This window comes from Micromonospora sp. CNZ309, assembly GCF_002846525.1.
Window position 1 is genome coordinate 5632427 of record NZ_PJNG01000001.1, and the last position, 16583, is coordinate 5649009.

General features: G+C 74.8%; 14 protein-coding genes. 10 read left to right on the plus strand and 4 right to left on the minus strand.

Translation table 11 applies throughout. The annotated features are described in order from the left end of the window. The 7 genes from CLT72_RS24060 (at position 1) to CLT72_RS24090 (ending at position 7686) form a co-directional block, all read left to right on the plus strand. Positions 1-1539, plus strand: a complete 1539-nt coding sequence (locus CLT72_RS24060) for a SpoIIE family protein phosphatase (protein WP_101413707.1) — start codon at positions 1-3, stop codon at positions 1537-1539. Positions 1540-1601: 62 nt separating this feature from the next. After that, positions 1602-2177, plus strand: coding sequence for a TIGR03086 family metal-binding protein (locus CLT72_RS24065; protein WP_101413708.1), 576 nt, complete (start codon positions 1602-1604; stop codon positions 2175-2177). 93 nt (positions 2178-2270) lie between these two features. Then, positions 2271-2807: a PadR family transcriptional regulator gene (locus CLT72_RS24070; RefSeq protein ID WP_101413709.1), complete on the plus strand. Its 537-nt coding sequence runs from the start codon at positions 2271-2273 to the stop codon at positions 2805-2807. Further along, positions 2804-3505, plus strand: coding sequence for an ABC transporter ATP-binding protein (locus CLT72_RS24075; RefSeq protein WP_101413710.1), 702 nt, complete (start codon positions 2804-2806; stop codon positions 3503-3505). The genes CLT72_RS24070 and CLT72_RS24075 overlap by 4 nt, the downstream gene beginning before the upstream one ends. Beyond that, positions 3502-5022: an FtsX-like permease family protein gene (locus CLT72_RS24080; protein WP_101413711.1), complete on the plus strand. Its 1521-nt coding sequence runs from the start codon at positions 3502-3504 to the stop codon at positions 5020-5022. The genes CLT72_RS24075 and CLT72_RS24080 overlap by 4 nt, the downstream gene beginning before the upstream one ends. 106 nt (positions 5023-5128) lie before the next feature. Then, positions 5129-5551, plus strand: coding sequence for a hypothetical protein (locus tag CLT72_RS24085; RefSeq protein WP_101413712.1), 423 nt, complete (start codon positions 5129-5131; stop codon positions 5549-5551). Between the two features lie 2 nt (positions 5552-5553). After that, complete coding sequence (locus tag CLT72_RS24090; protein WP_101413713.1) at positions 5554-7686, plus strand: bifunctional polysaccharide deacetylase/glycosyltransferase family 2 protein; 2133 nt, start codon at positions 5554-5556, stop codon at positions 7684-7686. A gap of 12 nt (positions 7687-7698) precedes the next feature. On the opposite strand, the gene CLT72_RS24095 is transcribed toward CLT72_RS24090, so the two are convergent. After that, positions 7699-7887: a hypothetical protein gene (locus tag CLT72_RS24095; RefSeq protein WP_101413714.1), complete on the minus strand. Its 189-nt coding sequence runs from the start codon at positions 7885-7887 to the stop codon at positions 7699-7701. 158 nt (positions 7888-8045) lie between these two features. On the opposite strand from CLT72_RS24095, the gene CLT72_RS24100 reads away from it, so the two are divergent. Together CLT72_RS24100 and CLT72_RS24105 are read left to right on the plus strand one after the other, a co-directional pair. Then, positions 8046-9266 (plus strand): alpha/beta hydrolase, encoded by a 1221-nt coding sequence (locus tag CLT72_RS24100; protein ID WP_101413715.1) that lies wholly within the window; start codon positions 8046-8048, stop codon positions 9264-9266. A gap of 37 nt (positions 9267-9303) precedes the next feature. Next, complete coding sequence (locus CLT72_RS24105; protein WP_101413716.1) at positions 9304-10245, plus strand: threonine ammonia-lyase; 942 nt, start codon at positions 9304-9306, stop codon at positions 10243-10245. A gap of 52 nt (positions 10246-10297) precedes the next feature. Here CLT72_RS24105 and CLT72_RS24110 read toward each other — a convergent pair whose 3' ends face one another. Then, entirely contained in the window at positions 10298-12394 is a 2097-nt protein-coding gene (locus CLT72_RS24110) for a S9 family peptidase (RefSeq protein WP_101413717.1), read from the minus strand. A 90-nt stretch (positions 12395-12484) separates the two neighbouring features. On the opposite strand from CLT72_RS24110, the gene CLT72_RS24115 reads away from it, so the two are divergent. Further along, positions 12485-13834 carry an FAD-binding oxidoreductase gene (locus CLT72_RS24115; RefSeq protein WP_101415358.1) on the plus strand — a complete coding sequence of 450 codons (1350 nt, stop codon included), beginning with the start codon at positions 12485-12487 and terminating at the stop codon, positions 13832-13834. 70 nt (positions 13835-13904) lie between these two features. Here CLT72_RS24115 and CLT72_RS32025 read toward each other — a convergent pair whose 3' ends face one another. Next, positions 13905-14048, minus strand: a complete 144-nt coding sequence (locus CLT72_RS32025) for a hypothetical protein (RefSeq protein ID WP_158242068.1) — start codon at positions 14046-14048, stop codon at positions 13905-13907. A gap of 315 nt (positions 14049-14363) precedes the next feature. After that, the gene (locus CLT72_RS24120) at positions 14364-16439 is read right to left on the minus strand and encodes a SpoIIE family protein phosphatase (RefSeq protein WP_101413718.1); all 2076 of its coding nucleotides are present in this window, start codon (positions 16437-16439) and stop codon (positions 14364-14366) included. Positions 16440-16583 lie beyond the last annotated feature (144 nt).

The following is a 16583-nucleotide window of genomic DNA, read 5'->3' on the forward strand; positions in this document are numbered from 1 at the left end:
GTGGAGGGCGGTCCGGCGACGGTCCTGGTGGTCGACGACAGCCCCACCAAGCGTTATCTCCTGGTGAGCTGGCTCTCCCGGGCGGGCTTCGCGGTGCTGGAGGCGGAGAGCGGCGGCGAGGCGCTGGCCCGGGTCGGGGTGGACCCGATCGATCTCGTGGTGCTCGACGTGCGGCTGCCCGACCTGAACGGCTTCGAGGTCTGCGAACGGATCAAGGCGGCGCACCCGGCGATGCCGGTGATCCACGTGTCCGCGCACGCGGTGGACGTGGCGGACCGGGCGCAGGGGCTGACCCGGGGCGCGGACGCGTACCTGGCGGAGCCGATCGAGCCGGAGGAGCTGGTCGCCACCTCCCACGCGGTGCTGCGCTACTACCGGGCCCGGCAGCACGCGGAACTGCTCGCCGAGCGGCTGCTCGGGCTGGCCGACACGACCATGGCGGTGCACTCCGCCCCGAACTTCGCGAGGCTGCTGGAGGCGGCGGCGGCCGGCGCCGCGCAGATCTTCAGGAGCCCGGCCGCCGTGGTCGCCGAGACGTTCGACGGCGACTGTATCGCCGGGATCGCGGACGGCGCCGACGGCACGGCCACGATCGTCGGGTGGATCGTCGACGACACCGGGGTGCCGACCGGGACGACGGTCCGGGTGGACGATCCGGCCGCCTGGGGACTCATCGAGTGGCCGGCAGGCGACACGGTCACGGTGGCCGCCGCCCGGCTGCGCGAGGACCGGGCGCCGCTCTACGTCGTCGTGCCCACCGCCACGCAGACCGCCCGCACCCCCGTACTCCGGCAGCTCGCCCAGGCGGTGGCGGCGGCGGTGGAGGCGCAGCGCTCCTTCGACGAGGAGCACCGCATCGCGGTGACCCTCCAGCGCAGTCTGCTGCCGCGCCGGATACCGCAGGTCAGCGGGCTCGACCTGGCCGTGCGCTACGAGCCGGCGAGCGCGCAGACCGAGGTGGGCGGCGACTTCTACGAACTGGTGATGCTCGACGGCCACCTGCTCCTGGCGATCGGCGACGTGGCCGGCCACTCGCTGCACGCCGCGACCGTGATGGCCGAGCTGCGGCACGCGGTGCGGGCGTACGCGGTGGAGGGGCACCAGCCGGGCGAGATCCTGGAGCGGGTCAACGAGCTGATGCGCACCCTGCTGCCGAACGAGCTGGCCACGATCTGCGTACTGCTGCTGCACCCGCCCAGCGGCCGGATCCGGCTGGCCAGCGCCGGTCACCTGCCGCCGCTGCTCAGCCTCGACGGCAAGGTCGAGTTCGTACAGCACTCGGCGCCGCTGCTCGGGGTCCGCGCGCCCCGGCCGCCCGACCTGGAGTTCGTGCTGCCGGCCGGGGCGACGCTCGTGTTCTACACCGACGGCCTGATCGAACGCCGCGACGCCACGATCGACGACGGGCTGGCCGCCCTTGCCGCTTCCGCCAGCAGGGTCGACGACGACCTGGACCGGTTCTGCGAGCGGCTCCTGGTCGAGCTGGCTCCGCCGGAGATCCACGACGACGTCGCCGTGGTCGCCCTGCGCCGCAACTGAGCCGGCGTCCGGTCGGCCTCGCGGGGGCGGCGACGCCGAGAGCATCCTCGTACCCTGAGCCCATGGCCACGAAGACTGGTGATCTGCTCGCAGCCACGGCCCCCCGTGCCGTCGCGGTGGTCCGGGGCATCTCGGACGACCAACTGGACCTGCCCACCCCGTGCAGCGACTACACGGTGCGCGACCTGCTCAACCACCTCCACGACGTGGTGGTCAACTTCCAGGCCCTCGCGCACCGGCGGCAGCCGGAGTGGGTGGCGAAGCCCGACCACCTGGCCGAGGGCTGGCGGGACCGGTTCGAGGCGGAGACCGCGAAACTGGTCGAGGCGTGGTCGGACCCGGCCGTGCTGGACGGCGTCTCGCCCAGCATGGGGCTGCCGCAGGAGACTGTCGGCACCATGGTGCTGCTGGACCTGACCGTGCACGCCTGGGACCTGGCCGTCGCCACCGGGCAGCCGTACCGCCCCGCGCCCGAGGTGCTACCCCCGCTGTACGCCCTGTGCGAGCAGATGGGGCCGGCGGCCCGGGAGCAGGGTGTCTTCGCGGCGCCGGTGGGCATGTCGTCGTCGGACGCCCCGGAGATCGACCGCCTGCTCGCCCTGACGGGCCGGGACCCGGGCTGGTCGGCGCTCGCCTGAACCGACCGGGCCCACCTCAGCCACAGGCCCGCGCGGCACCCCGCCGCGCGGGCCTCCTTGACAGCCACTATTCACCCGGTGAATAGTGGCGCGGTGTCCACTCCGCACGTACTGCTCGGGCTGCTGGCCGCCGGCCACCGGCACGGCTACGAGCTGAAGCGGTCCCACGACGAACGCCTGCCCCGCGCCCGGCCGCTGGCCTTCGGGCAGGTCTACTCGACCCTCGGCCGGTTGCAGCGGGACGGCCTGGTGGCACCCGCCGGGCAGGAACGCGAGGGCGGTCCCGACCGCACCGCGTACTCGCTGACCGCCGACGGCCGGGCCGCGCTGGAGCGGTGGCTCGCCGAGGTCGAGCCGCCGATGCCGTACGTCGCCAGCACCCTCTTCGCCAAGGTGGTCGTGGCGCTGCTGGTGGACGACGCGGACCGGGCCCGCGCCTACCTCGTCGCCCAGCGGCAGGCCCACACCGAACGACTGCGGGAGCTGACCGCGGTGAAGACGGCGCCCTCGGCCAGCCTCGACGACATCGTCGCTGCCGACTTCGCCATCGCCCATCTCGACGCCGACCTGCGGTGGCTGCGGACCACCCTGGACCGCGTCGCCGACTGGCACCGGGAGGTGCACTCGTGACGCAACTTCAGGCTCGCGGCGTGGTCAGGTCCTACGGACCGACACCCGCGCTGCGCGGCGTCGCCCTCGACGTCGCCGAGGGCGAGATCGTCGCCGTCACCGGCCCGAGTGGCTGCGGCAAGTCCACCCTGCTGCACTGCCTCGCCGGCATCCTGCGGCCCGACGCCGGCGAGGTGAGCTGGAACGGACACCGGATCGACACCTGGTCCGAGGCGGCACGGTCCCGGCTGCGGCGCACCGAGTTCGGGGTGCTCCTCCAGTTCGGCCAGCTCGTCGCCGAGTTGACCGCCGCCGAGAACGTCGCCCTCCCACTGCTCCTCGCCGGCACCCGACGGCGGGAGGCGCGGACGGCCGCCCTGTCCTGGATGGACCGGCTCGGCGTGGCGGAGCTGGCCGACGTCCGGCCGGGCGAGATGTCCGGCGGGCAGCAGCAGCGCTGCGCCATGGCGCGGGCCCTGGTCACCGAGCCCCGGGTGCTCTTCGCCGACGAGCCGACCGGCGCGCTGGACACACTCGCCGGCGAGCAGGTGCTCACCCAACTGGTCCGGCTCGCCCGCGAGCAGAAGACCACCGTCGTCCTGGTCACCCACGAGCCGCGGATCGCCGCGTACGCCGACCGCGAGCTCAGCCTCCGCGACGGCATGGTCGACCACGACGGGCTCGGCCTCGACACCCCGCTGCCGGACGTACGCCGGTGAGGCCGGCCACCCTGGCCCGCCTCGCCCTGGCCGGCACCCGCACCGACACCGTCCGGGTGGTCCTCACCGCGATCAGCGCCGCCCTGGCCGCGCTCGCCGCCCTGGCCGCGCTCACCGTGCTGGCGATCCCCACCCCGCCCGCCACGGACGGCAACGCCAACCGCTGGTCGCAGCACTACTCGAATCCCCTGCTCGTCGAGCCGGGGCTGCGCGGCGGCACCGCCTTCGCCCTGCTCCTGCTGATGATTCCCGTGTTGGCGCTGGCCGGGCAGTGCGCCCGGCTCGGTGCCCCGGCGCGGGACCGCCGGCTGGCCGCGTTCCGGCTGGCGGGCGCCACCCCGGGCCAGGTGACCTGGATCGCCGTGCTGGAGACGGGCCTGGCGAGCCTGCTCGGCACGCTGGCCGGCGCCTCGGTCCACTTCGCCGGCCGGGAGCTGTGGGACCGGCCCGACGCCCAGGGCCGGCTCGCGCTCCCCACCGACGTGCTGCCCACCCCGGGCGTGCTGGTGGCGGTGCTGGCGGGGCTGCCGGTGGTCGCGGCACTGGCCACCGCGCTGATGCTGCGCCGGGTGAACACGACCCCGTTCGGCGTGCTGCGTACGCACCGCAGGGAACGCGGGCCCCGCCCATGGGCGGGCGTCCTCATCGGTGCCGGGCTGGCCGCCTTCGTCGCCGTCGAACCGGTCACCCGCTTCTACGACCGCCGCGACACCGACGCGCCATCGTGGCTGGTGCCGGCGCTGCTGGTCTGCGGCGGGCTGGCCGCGATGCTCGGGGTGGTCGTCGGCACCGGATGGATCTCCTGGACCGCCGGGCGGCTGCTGCACCGCCACGCCCGGGGGCCGGCCGCGCTGCTGGCCGCCCGCCGGCTGATGGTCGACCCGTGGGCGGGCAGCCGCACCTTCGCCGCACTGCTGGCGGCGGTGCTGCTCGGCGCGGGCGCGGCCGGGCTGCGGGAGTACTTCGTGGCGGCGGGCGAGCTCAGCCGGCGGACCGGGGCCGGGCTGGCCGGCGGCGACTTCTACCTGCGGACCATGGACCTGGTGGACCTGGCGGTGGCGGTGGCCATGCTGGTCGCCGCCGGTGGACTGGTCGTCGCGGTGGTGGAGGGGATCACCGCCCGGCGGCGCGCGTACGCGGCCCTGGTGGCGACCGGGGTGCCCCGGCCGACGCTCGGCCGGTCCATCGCCTGGCAGTCGCTGGCCCCCGCCGTGCCGGCGGTGGCCGTCGCCCTGGCCGTGGGCCTGCTGCTGGCCCGGGGGCTGTTCCGCACGCCGCGCAGCATCGACTACGACGAGGTCTGCGTCGCCACCGCTCAGCTCTGCGCCGACCCCGCCACCCGGTCGCGCTACACCAGGGTCGTGGAGACCTCGGAGGTGACCGTGCCGCCCGACGTACCCCTGGGGCAGCTCGCGATGCTCGGCGCCGGCGCCTTGGCGGCGGTGCTGGTGACGGTCGGGGTGGGCCTGCTGTTCCTGCGCGCGAGCACGGCGGTGGAGGAGCTGCGGACGACCTGAGCTGTAACGCCGGCGGCGACCCGGACGCTGTCTGCTCGGAGGCCCGGCCGACGGGCCCGGCGGGGGCCGGACGGCCCCCGGTGTGTGCGGCAGCGGGAGTCAGTGGATGCGCAACCAGCCGGGCGGAGCGCCGCCGGTGTTCGTCGACCGGACCGGACGGCGGCGCCGGCTCACGGTGATCGCCGGCACCGCGATGGGTCTGGGCCTGCTCACGAGCCTCGGCCTGATCGCCGCCGGCCTCTTCATGGACTCGTCGGTGTCGCTGCCCGGCTGGTCGGACACCCGCCCGGCGGCACCGCGCGAAGCCGAGGCGGACGGCCGCGGCGAGCTGGGCGGCGCGCCGCCGGCCCGCCCCCGTCCGTCGCCCGTGACCAGCACATCGGTCCCGGTTCCCACCCCCACGGCCGGCGACGGCACCGCCCCGGCCACCGGCGTTCCCGCCGTCCGGCCGAGCCGGTCCGACGAGCCGGGCCGGGGCGACGAACGGCGCACCGCGAAGCCCAGCCGGTCCCCGGGCAAGCCGAGGTAGCGGTGGGGCGGCACATCGCCCGCCGGGACCCGCGGGCACACTGGGTCCTGCTCCTGCTCGGGCTGGCGCTGCTGCTGGCGGCGCTCACCGTCGACGGTCTGGTCACCGGGCTCGCCGGCGGCTCCGGCGGGGCACGGGCGGACACGTCCGCCGGGCCGGCGGTGCCGAAGGAGGTCGTCACCGGCGGGCCGGTGCTGCGGCTCGACCAGGGCCGGCCGGTCAGCCGGGCCATGCCCGACCGTACGGTCGCGCTGACCTTCGACGACGGGCCGGACCCGCGGTGGACGCCGCAGGTCCTCGACGCGCTGCGCCGGCACGGCGCGCGTGCCACCTTCTTCGTGGTCGGCGCCCGGGTCAACGAGCATCCGGAGCTGGTCCGCCGGATCCTCGCCGAGGGGCACGAGATCGGCTCGCACAGCTTCACCCACGCCGACCTCGGCTCCGCCCCGGACTGGCGGCGCGACCTGGAGCTCTCCCTGACCCGCAAGGCGGTCGCCGGGGCGGTCGGCCGCGAGGTCACCCTGCTCCGGCCGCCGTTCTCGTCCCAGCCGTCGGCGCTGACCGGTCCCGAGTACGCCGCGCTGAGCGCCGCCGCCGGCACCGGGCACGTCGCCGTGCTCGCCGACAGGGACACCAAGGACTGGCAGCGGCCGGGCGTGCCCGCCATCGTCGAGGCCGCCACCCCGGAGCGGGGGCGCGGCGCGGTGGTGCTGATGCACGACGGCGGCGGCGACCGGGCCCAGACGGTGGCCGCCCTCGACCGGCTGCTGCCCGGGCTGACCCGGCAGGGCTACCGGTTCACCACCGTCTCCGAGGGGATCGACGCGCCGGCCTCCATGGTGCCGGCGGGCGGGGGCAGCCGGCTGAGCGGCCACGCCCTGCGGTGGACCCAGACCGGCGCCGGCTGGCTGGCCGGGGCGATGGACCTGCTGCTCGGGGTAGCGCTGGTGCTGGGCGTGGCCCGGCTGGTCGTGCAGGTGGTCTGCGCCCAGGTGCACGTGCGGCGGGTCCGCCGACCGAGGCGGGTGCCGCCGACGGTCACCGCCCCGGTGTCGGTGATCGTGCCGGCCTACAACGAGGCCGCGAACATCGCCGCGACCGTCCGGTCGCTGGTGGCCAGCGACTATCCCGCGCTGGAGGTGATCGTCGTGGACGACGGGTCCGACGACGACACCGCCGGGATCGTCGAGCGGCTCCGGCTGCGCGGGGTGCGGGTCGTCCGGCAGGCCAACGCGGGCAAGCCGGCGGCGCTGAACACCGGCATCCGGGCCGCCCGCGCCGACCTGCTGGTGCTGGTCGACGGCGACACCGTCTTCCAGCCGGACACCGTGCACCGGCTGGTGCAGGGCTTCGCCGACCCCACGGTGGGGGCCATCTCCGGCAACACCAAGGTCGCCAACCGGCGCCGGCTGCTCGGCCGCTGGCAGCACCTGGAGTACGTGATCGGCTTCAACCTCGACCGCCGGATGTACGACGTGCTGGAGTGCATGCCGACGATCCCCGGCGCGATCGGCGCGTTCCGCCGCGAGGTGCTGTTCGCCGTCGGCGGGGTGCCCTCGGACACGCTGGCGGAGGACACCGACCTGACCATGAAGGTGCTGCGGGCCGGCTGGCGGGTGGTCTACGAGGAGGCCGCCATCGCCTGGACCGAGGCGCCCTCGTCGCTGCGGCAGCTCTGGAGGCAGCGCTACCGCTGGTGCTACGGCACGATGCAGGCGATGTGGAAGCACCGGCACGCGCTGCGCGAGCGGGGCGCCGGCGGCAGGCTCGGCCGGCGCGGCCTGCCGTACCTGACGGTGTTCCAGATCGTGCTGCCGTTGGCCGCCCCGGCGGTGGACGTCTACGCCGTCTACGGCCTGCTGTTCCTGCCCTGGTCGACACTGGTGCTGGCCTGGGCGGGGCTGCTGCTGCTCCAGGCGCTCACCGCCGCGTACGCGCTGCGACTGGACCGGGAACGCTTCGGTCCGCTGTGGAGCCTGCCGTTCCAGCAGTTGATCTACCGGCAGGTGATGTACCTGGTGGTGGTGCAGTCGGTGGTCACCGCGCTGGTCGGCAACCGGCTGCGCTGGCAGCGGATGGTACGTACCGGCGAGGCGGCCGCACTGGTCGGGACGCAGGGACGGGCGCCCTTCTGACGCCGGGCGCGGTCAACCGGCGGTGAACAGGCCGGCCGAGAGCGCGAGCAGCGTCCCGGCGACGGTGGAACAGCAGCACACCAGCAGGAACGCGACCACCGCGAGGATCGCCCAGACCCGACGGTCGCGCGCCGCCGTCCGCCATCCCGGCGCCGGCACGTCCTCGGCCGCCTCGTCGTCGTCCACCCCGGCCCCGGTCACTCCGGCAGTCTAGGCACCGCCGGGCGGGCCACCGGGCGCCGGCGCCCGGACGGGTGAACACGCCTCGGTCGGCCTCCGTGCCGCGCGGCGACTGGGCGATCCTGGCGTCACCGGGACGTGAGCATGCCAGCCCGGGTCGATGTATCGGAGCACGCCTGATGCACTTCACCAGCCAGGACCTCGTGGTCAACCACAGGTCGAACCTCGATGCGAACAACGGCGCGACGGTCGAGTTGTTCGTCCGCTGGTTCAAACCCGACCTCCCGCCGGGCCGTCCCCACCAACCGGTGCTCATGGTGCACGGCCGCAGCAGCCCGGGGCTCGTCTCGTTCGACCTGCGGTACGACGCGGGAGAGGGCAGGTACAGCTGGGCGAGGGAGTTGGCTGAGGACGGGTTCGACGTCTTCGTCATGGACCTGCAGGGGATGGGGAGGTCGACCCGCCCGGTGCAGATGAACGACCCGTGCAACATCAATCCGCTTCAGCAGCACATCCTGCTGCCCCGGGAGCCGTGCGCGGCCAGGTATCCGAAGCAGCTCACCAACTCGGCGAGCGACTGGGCGGAACTCGGCACCGTCGTGAACTGGATCCTGGGCCAGCCGGGCATGCCAGCCAAGATCGATCTGATCGGCTACTCGGCGGGCGCCTACGCCGTGGGTCCGTACGCCATGACGGTCGACCCCGCCAAGGTGGCCAGCCTCCTGCTGCTCGCACCGATCTTCGCGGTGGAGGGCCCGTCCACGCCGCCGACGCCGCTGCCGGTCAGCACCCCCTGCTCGGTGTACGGGTTCCCGATGCACATCCTGCACAGGGCCGGTTTCAAGAAGTCGTGGGACAGCGAGGTCAACGCGGAACCCTGCTACCCGGGCCAGCGCGACGACGCGCACGACATCGTCGACGTGGTGTGGGAGGCATTCCTGGACAACGACCAGCTGGGTCGCACCTGGGGGCCCGGTGTCTCGCGGTTCCGCAACGGATACTGGTGGGGCTGGAACCGGGAGCGGGTGACCGCCGACCGCACCAACCTCGGCGAGGAGGTGCCGGTGCTCATCGTGTACGGGGAGAAGGACATGACGGCCAACTACACGCCACTCAACTTCTCGGTCCCGGAGCTCTACCGGTCCATCCAGGGCCGGCGCAAACTGATGTACCGGGTGAACGGCGCCGGGCACCTCGTCGTCTGGGAGCGCCAACGCAGGTGGCTGCACACACTGTCCAGGAAGTGGCTGCGCAGCGCGCGGCACCCGAACCGGCCGTACAACGTCGACGGCAACACCACCGGGACGTTCGTCGTCCCGTGGGAGGGCGACCCGGTCGAGATGGACTACACGTCGGGGCGGACGGAGCAGCCGGTCGCCGTCCCGGTCGAACCGATGTAGGACCGTGGTGCGCCCGCGTGTCGGGCAGGATGGGGCGATGGAGCTGGTCTCGATCACCGACGTCCGCAACGCCGCCGCCGACATCGCGGGCACCGTGCTGCGTACCCCGTTGCTGCGCACCGCATGGGACGCGGAGCTGTGGCTCAAGCCGGAGAGCCTGCAACCGGTGGGGTCGTTCAAGCTGCGCGGCGCCACCCACGCGGTGGCCCGGCTGACGCCCGAGGAGCGGGCGCGCGGCGTGGTCACCCACTCGTCGGGAAACCACGGCCTGGCGCTGGCGTACGCGGCCCGCGCGGCCGGTGTGCCGTGCCGGATCGTGGTGCCCGAGGGCGCCCCGGCGGCCAAGGTCGACCGGATCCGCGCGCTGGGCGTCGAGGTGCTGCTGGTGCCGCCCCCGCGACGCGGCCCGGAGGCGGAGCGGATCGCCGCGACGACGGGTGCGGTGCTGGTGCCGCCCTTCGACGACCGGCGGATCGTGGCCGGGCAGGGCACGGTCGGGCTGGAGATCGTCGAGGACCTGCCCGACGTCGACGTGGTGCTGGTGCCCGTGGGTGGCGGCGGGCTCTCCTCCGGCGTCGCGACCGCGGTCACCGCCCTGCGCCCGGCGGTGACGGTGGTCGGCGTCGAGCCGGAACTCGCCGCCGACGCGCGGGACTCGCTGGCGGCCGGCTCGGTGGTGGTCTGGGGCGAGGAGCGCACCTACCGGACGATGGCCGACGGGCTGCGCCTGCCGCCGTCCGAGCTGACCCTCGCCCACCTGCGGGCCCGGCTGGACCGCATCGTCACGGTGACCGAGGAGGAGATCCGGGCAGCGATGGGCCGGCTGGTGCGCGACGCCCGCCTGGTGGTGGAGCCGAGCGGCGCCGTGGCGGTGGCCGCCCGGCTGTTCCGCGCCGCCGAGCTGCCGCCCGGTCGTACGGTCGCCGTGGTGACCGGCGGCAACGTCGACCCGGCGGTGCTGGCCGGCGTCCTCGGCTGAGAGCGTCGGCGGGGCCCCTCCCGGCGAGAGGAGGGGCCCCGCCCGACCCTGCTCAGGCGCGGCCGAGGCGGTCGAGGATCCAGGCGTTGACGAATGCCTCCTCGCGCCAGGAGTCGTATCGGCCGCTGGGACCGCCGTGGCCGGCGCCCATCTCGGTCTTGAGCAGGTAGTCGCCCTGCGGCGCGACCGCCCGCAGCCGGGCGATCCACTTCGCCGGCTCGTGGTAGAGCACGCGGGTGTCGTTGAGGCTGGTCACCGCGAGGATCGCCGGGTAGTCCACCGCCCGCACGTTCTCGTACGGCGTGTAGGACTTCATGTACGCGTAGACCTCCGGGTCGGCCAGCGGGTTGCCCCACTCCTCCCACTCGGTGACGGTCAGCGGCAGCGACGGGTCGAGGATCGAGGTGAGCGCGTCCACGAAGGGCACCTGCGCGACGATCCCGGCGAACGCGTCGGGGGCGATGTTGGCGACCGCCCCCATCAGCAGCCCGCCGGCAGAGGCGCCCCGGGCGACGAGCCGGTCGCTCGCCGTCCAGCCCGCCTTGACCAGGTGCCGGGCGCAGGCGACGAAGTCGGTGAAGGTGTTCTTCTTGGCCAGCAGCTTGCCCTGGTCGTACCAGCTGCGGCCCAGCTCGCCGCCGCCCCGGATGTGCGCGACGGCGAAGATGACGCCCCGGTCCAGCAGGGAGAGCCGGGCGATGGAGAACCACGGGTCCATGCTCGCCTCGTACGAGCCGTAGCCGTAGATGACGCAGGGGGCGGAGCCGTCCTTCGGGGTGCCGGCCCGGCAGACCAGCGAGATCGGCACCCGGGTCCCGTCGTCGGCGAGCGCCCAGTCGCGGTGCTGCTCGTAGTCGGCCGGTTCGTACGCCCGCCCGTCCGGCCCGGGCTTCACCGGCTTCTGCCGGCGCAGCACCATCTGCCGGGTGACCAGGTCGTAGTCGTAGACCGAGTCGGGGGTGACCAGCGAGGCGTAGCGGAGCCGGATCTGCCCGGTGCGGTACTCCGGGTTGTCGTGCAGGCCGACGCTGTAGAGCGGCTCCGGGAAGTCGATGTCGTACGCGTCGCCGCCGCCGACGGGCAGCACCCGCAGCCCGGTCAGCCCGTTGGTGCGCAGCGAGACGACCAGGTGGTCGGCGAAGGCGTCGACCGCCTCCAGCCGGGTGCCGGGCGAGTGCTCGATCAGCGGCACCCAGTCGCCGGGCGCGTCCGCCGAGGTCCAGGCCAGCGCGAAGTCCTCGGCGCCGTCGTTGTGCAGGATCAGGAAGCGGTGCCCGTGGTGCTCGACGGTGTATTCCACGCCCTGCCGCCGCGGCGCCACGGACGCCGGCGCGCCGGTCGGGTTGCCGGCCGGGATCACCAGCACCTCGCTGGTGATCTTGCTGTGCACGTCGATGAGGACGAACCGCTCGGAGCGGGTCAGCTCCACGCCGACCCAGAACCGCTCGTCGTCCTCCTGGTAGACCACCACGTCCTCGGTGGACGCCGTGCCGAGGGTGTGCCGCCAGACCCGGTTGGGGCGCCACGTCTCGTCCACCGTCACGTAGAACAGCACGGAGGCGTCGGCGGACCAGGCGGTGCCGTAGAACGTGTCGGGCACCTCGTCGGGCAGCAGCTCGCCGGTGGCGAGGTCCTTGACCCGCAGCGTGAACCGCTCGTCGCCGGAGAAGTCGGTGGAGTATGCCAGCCACCGCCCGTCCGGGCTGACGTCGAACGCGCCGAGCGAGAAGAAGTCGTGCCCCTCGGCGAGCACGTTGCCGTCGAGCAGCACCTCCTCGCCGTCGAGCGGGGCGCCGTCCACACTGACGGGCGGCTCGGTCTCGCCGTCGCGGACCGCCCGGCGGCACTGCACGCCGTACTGCTGGCCCTCGACCGTGCGGGTGTAGTACCAGTAGCCGCCCTTGCGGCCGGGCACCGACAGGTCGGTCTCCTGGGTGCGTCGGCGGATCTCCTCGAACAGCTCGGCGCGCAACCCTTCGAGATGCGCCGTCCGGGCCTCGGTGTACGCGTTCTCGGCCGTGAGGTGGGCGATCGTCTCCGGGTCGTCCTTGGCGGTGAGCCAGGCGTACTCGTCGACGACGGTGTCGCCGTGGTGGGTGCGCTCGCTGGGCACCCGCTTCGCCGTGGGCACGGGGGTCTCGGTGGTCACGGCGTCACGTTACCGGCCGCGCGCCGCCCGCCGCGCGGCCTCGTCGACGACCCGCCGCCACGGCTTTCGAACATGTGTACGATGGCCGGCATGGCGGCTGCAGCGAGTTCCACCGACCGGCCCGGAGCCCTCGACATCACCCGGCGGTTGACCGAGATCTGCGGCCCGCCGTTCGCCCGCTTCGCCGGCCCCGCCGACGAGGTGGCCGGCCGCCCGGCCCGCTGGGTCGCCGTCCCGGGTGGGGCGCACGCCGCGGCCGAGGTGCTGCGGCTCGCCGCCCGGCACGACCTGACGGTGGTGCCGCGCGGGGCCGGCACGAAGATCGACTGGGGCGCCGCCCCCGACCGGGTCGACATCATGCTCGACACCGGCCGGCTCGCCGGGATCGGCCACGAGCCGGCCGGCTCGCCCACCGCGCAGGTCGGGGCGGGCACCCCGCTGCGCGCGGTGCAGGCCACGCTGGAGCGCACCGGGCAGCGCCTGGCGCTCGACGCCCCCTCACCCGGCGCCACCCTCGGCGGCGTGCTCGCCGCCGGCGAGGCGGGGCCGCTGCGGCACCGCCACGGCAGCCCCTGCGACCAGCTCGTCGGGGTGCGCTACCTCGACGCCGACGGCGAGCTGGTCGATGCCGGGGGTGGCGCCGCCGGCCTGGAGCTGACCCGCCTGCTCTGCGGCTCGCAGGGAGCGCTCGGCGTGCTGGTCTCCGCGACCCTGCGGGTGCAGGCCGTCCCGGCCGGCCGGATCTGGGTCAGCCGACCCGTCTGGACCCCGCTGGAGGTGCACGACCTGATCCGCACCGTGCTCGCCGCGCGCCTCGACCCGGCGGCGGTCGAGCTCGACCTGCCGGCCGGCGCGGGACCCCGGCCGCGCCAGGGCACCCGGGCCGCCGCGATGGCCGCGCACCCGTCCATGGCGGGGCGCGTCCGCGGCGGCCCGGGCGGTGCCGGGCGGCTGGTGGTGCTGCTGGAGGGCGGTCCGGCCGACGTGGCCGAGCGCGCGGACCGGCTCGTCGCGCTCCTCGGCCCGGGTTCGGCCGCGAGCCACGCCGCACCCGACTGGTGGCGGCGCTACCCGTTCGGCCCGGGCGACACGGCGCTGCGGATCGAGGTGCCCATCGCCGACCTGCACGCTGCCGTCTACGCGCTGCGCGACGCCGCCGGCGGGCCCGTCCCGGTGCGCGGCTCCGCCGGCCTCGGCGTGGTGCACGCGGCCCTGCCCGGCGCCATGTCGCCCGACCGGGTGGCGTCGATCCTGGCCGCCGTCCGCGGCGTGCTCCTCGCCCGGCAGGGCCGGTGCGTGGTGGTCTCCGCGCCGCCGGCCGTCCGGCGGGCCGTCGACCTGTGGGGCGAGCTGGCCGGGCTGGCCCGGCTGCGCGCGGCCAAGGCGCACCTCGACCCCCACCACCGCCTCGCCCCGGGCCGCCTCCCCGGCGGCCTCTGACCGTTCGGGCAGCTCGCCGGCGTGTCGGGGCGGGAGGAGGGGAACGGGTCGACCGGAGACCGCGTGCGACTCAGTCCAGCCACCAGCGGTGCATGTCCATCCCGGTCGGCGCGAAGCGGAGCGCCGCCACCAGCACCGCGCCCACGGTCAGGGCGAGCAGCACCCGCCAGGTGCGGCGGGACATCCGCAGCCGGTTGGTGGCCAGCAGCGCCACCGAGTAGACCGCCAGCAGCGGCCCGGCGGCGCTCCGCTCTGGCCGGGGTGTGTCCGTCCGGCGTGGAAGGTGCGTGGAGCTGACGAACCACTGCCGCCGAAACGCTGATACCTACGAGGCATAAAAATACCTGTGTGGTATCGAGGCGGCGAGGGTTACACGGCCGGCCGTCGAGGTCCGGCGCCGCCAGTCACGGTTCATCAGACAGGCCGTATTCCGGGCCCACCATCACAGCGGTGTGAGGAAGGGACGTCAGCCGGCCGTGACGTCCACTCCGGAGGGGCGACGGCCCGGGCACCAGCCCGGTCACCGCTGTCAGCTGGCGTCGTTGCGCAGCACCAGGATGGCGATGTCGTCGCGCGGCGCCTCGGTCGAGAAGCCGATCGCCGTGGAGCGGAGCCGGGCCGCGATCACGTCTGCCGAGTAGCCGGCCAGCGGGGCGGCGGCGTCGCGCAGCCGGTCGGTGCCGAACAGCTCCCGGCCGCGCCGCCGCTCGGTGACCCCGTCGGTGTAGAAGACCAGCGCGTCGCCCGGATCGAGCGGCACCACCGCCGTCGGGGAGGCGATCGAGTCGAGCAGGCCGAGGGCGGTGCCGCCGGTGCCGACGAAACGCGCCCCGCCCCGGGCGGGCAGCAGCACGGGCCGGTCGTGGCCGGCGAGATGCAGGGAGACGTCGAGTTGGTTGCCGTCGCCGGGGCCGACCGCCGCCAGGGCCAACGTGCAGTAGCGCCCGCCGCCCCGCTCGAACAGCGTCTCGTTGACCCGGGCCAGCGCCTCCGGCAGCGGCTTGCCGTCGCCCACCAGCACCCGGATGACGTCGCGGACCAGGCCGGTGACCGTCGCCGCCTGCACGCCCTTGCCCGAGACGTCGCCGATCACCACCAGCCAGCGGCCGTCCGGCAGGGGCACCACGTCGTAGAAGTCGCCGCCGACGTCGACGTCGCCGCCGGTCGGGACGTACTCGGCGGCGAAGCCGATGCCCTCGACCACGGGCAGCACCGGCGGCAGCAGCGACTGCTGGAGGGTGTGCGCGACGCGCCGACGCTCCGCGTGGATGCGGGCGTTCTCGATCGCCAGCGCCGACCGTCGGGCGACGTCCTCCAGCACGGCGACCTCGTCCGGGTCGTGCCGGTGCCGCTGGTGCCGGCCGACGGCCAGCGTGCCCAGCCGCTGGCCACGGGCGATCAGCGGGACGGCGAAGCCCTCCATCGGCGCGCCGAGCGGCATCTGGGTGCCGTTGCGCGACGCCTCGCGCAGCCGGGCCTGGACCGAGTCGGGCCCGGTCTCCTCGAGCACCTGGTGCAGCTGGGGCAGCACCGACTCGTCGGCGTGGCTGGCCGCCGCGAGGCGCAGCCGACCCCACTCGTCGGTCGTGTGCACCGCGCACCACTGCCCGAGCCGGGGCACCACGAGCTGCGGGACGAGCGCCATGGTCAACTCGACGTCGAGCGACTGCGCGAGCAGCTCGCTGGCCTCGGCGAGGAAGGTCAGCCAGGCCTGCCGGCGGACGTCCGCCCGGCGCAGCCGGTCGTTCTCCAGGTGCAGCGAGAGCCGCTCGGCCATCAGCACGGCGAGCGGCCGCGCGTACGCCGACGGGGCCGCGTCCAGCTCCAGTTCGCCGGCGTACGGCCGGTGCACGGCCAGCGGCACCCGGAGCAGCTCGTTGCCGGGCCGGGGCTGGCGGCCGTACCGGGCCAGCGCCTGGGTGCCCTGCCCGTCGCCCCGGTCCAGCCGTACCACCCCGCCCGCCGCGCCGACCATCTCCGCCACCCGGGTGAGCAGGCTGGTCGCGAAGTCGGGCAACGGATCCTCGGCGTACGGGTCGGGGGTGGTCTGCATCAGTTCGCTCATGGCCCCGGCGCTCGGCGCGGAGCTGTCGGGGGCCGTCGGCGTGCCGCCCCCGGCGGTCGCCGCGGCGGGCCTGCCCGCCACCCGGTCGTGCCCGGCGGGGTCGGGCAGGTCCAGCCGGAACCAGACCCCCTTGCCCGTGGGCAGGTAGGTGGTGCCCCAGCGGCTGGCGAAGTGGTCGACGAGCAGCAGCCCCCGACCGCGTTCGGAGACCTCGTCGATGTCGGTGGCGTCGTTGCGGACGCCGACGATCAGCTCCTCCACGGGGCCGGCGGCGAAGTCGGACACGGTGACGGTGATCCCGACCTGGTCGGCGACCACCTCGATGTCCAGCTCGGTGCGGGCGTGCTCCACGGCGTTGGTGGAGAGTTCGGTGGTGAGCAGCATGGCCTCGTTGGCCAACCCGTCCAGGTGTGCCTCGGTGAGGACGGACCGCACGAGGGCCCGTGCGGCGGCGGGCGTACGCCGGTCTGCGGGGAGCCTGACGCGCCGGACGTGCTCGTCTCGGCCCCCGGTCGCCGCGGGCCCCGTCTCCGCCGACATCCCCGTATCCTCCACCGCCACCCGCATGACTGCCAAGCCACTCCCCACCTCCCACCCCGTCGATCATGCGGTTGTGGCGGACGTCTCCTGGTGATTAGCCCGTTTTGCGGGGCGCCACAACTGCATGGTCAACCGCCCGGGGTG

Coding starts and splice junctions, on each gene's coding strand:
- CLT72_RS24120 (WP_101413718.1), bottom strand. CDS start 16,439: ATGTCGGCGGAGACGGGGCCCGCGGCGACCGGGGGCCGAGACGAGCAC.
- CLT72_RS24100 (WP_101413715.1), top strand. CDS start 8,046: ATGCACTTCACCAGCCAGGACCTCGTGGTCAACCACAGGTCGAACCTC.
- CLT72_RS24115 (WP_101415358.1), top strand. CDS start 12,485: ATGGCGGCTGCAGCGAGTTCCACCGACCGGCCCGGAGCCCTCGACATC.
- CLT72_RS24065 (WP_101413708.1), top strand. CDS start 1,602: ATGGCCACGAAGACTGGTGATCTGCTCGCAGCCACGGCCCCCCGTGCC.
- CLT72_RS24105 (WP_101413716.1), top strand. CDS start 9,304: ATGGAGCTGGTCTCGATCACCGACGTCCGCAACGCCGCCGCCGACATC.
- CLT72_RS24085 (WP_101413712.1), top strand. CDS start 5,129: ATGCGCAACCAGCCGGGCGGAGCGCCGCCGGTGTTCGTCGACCGGACC.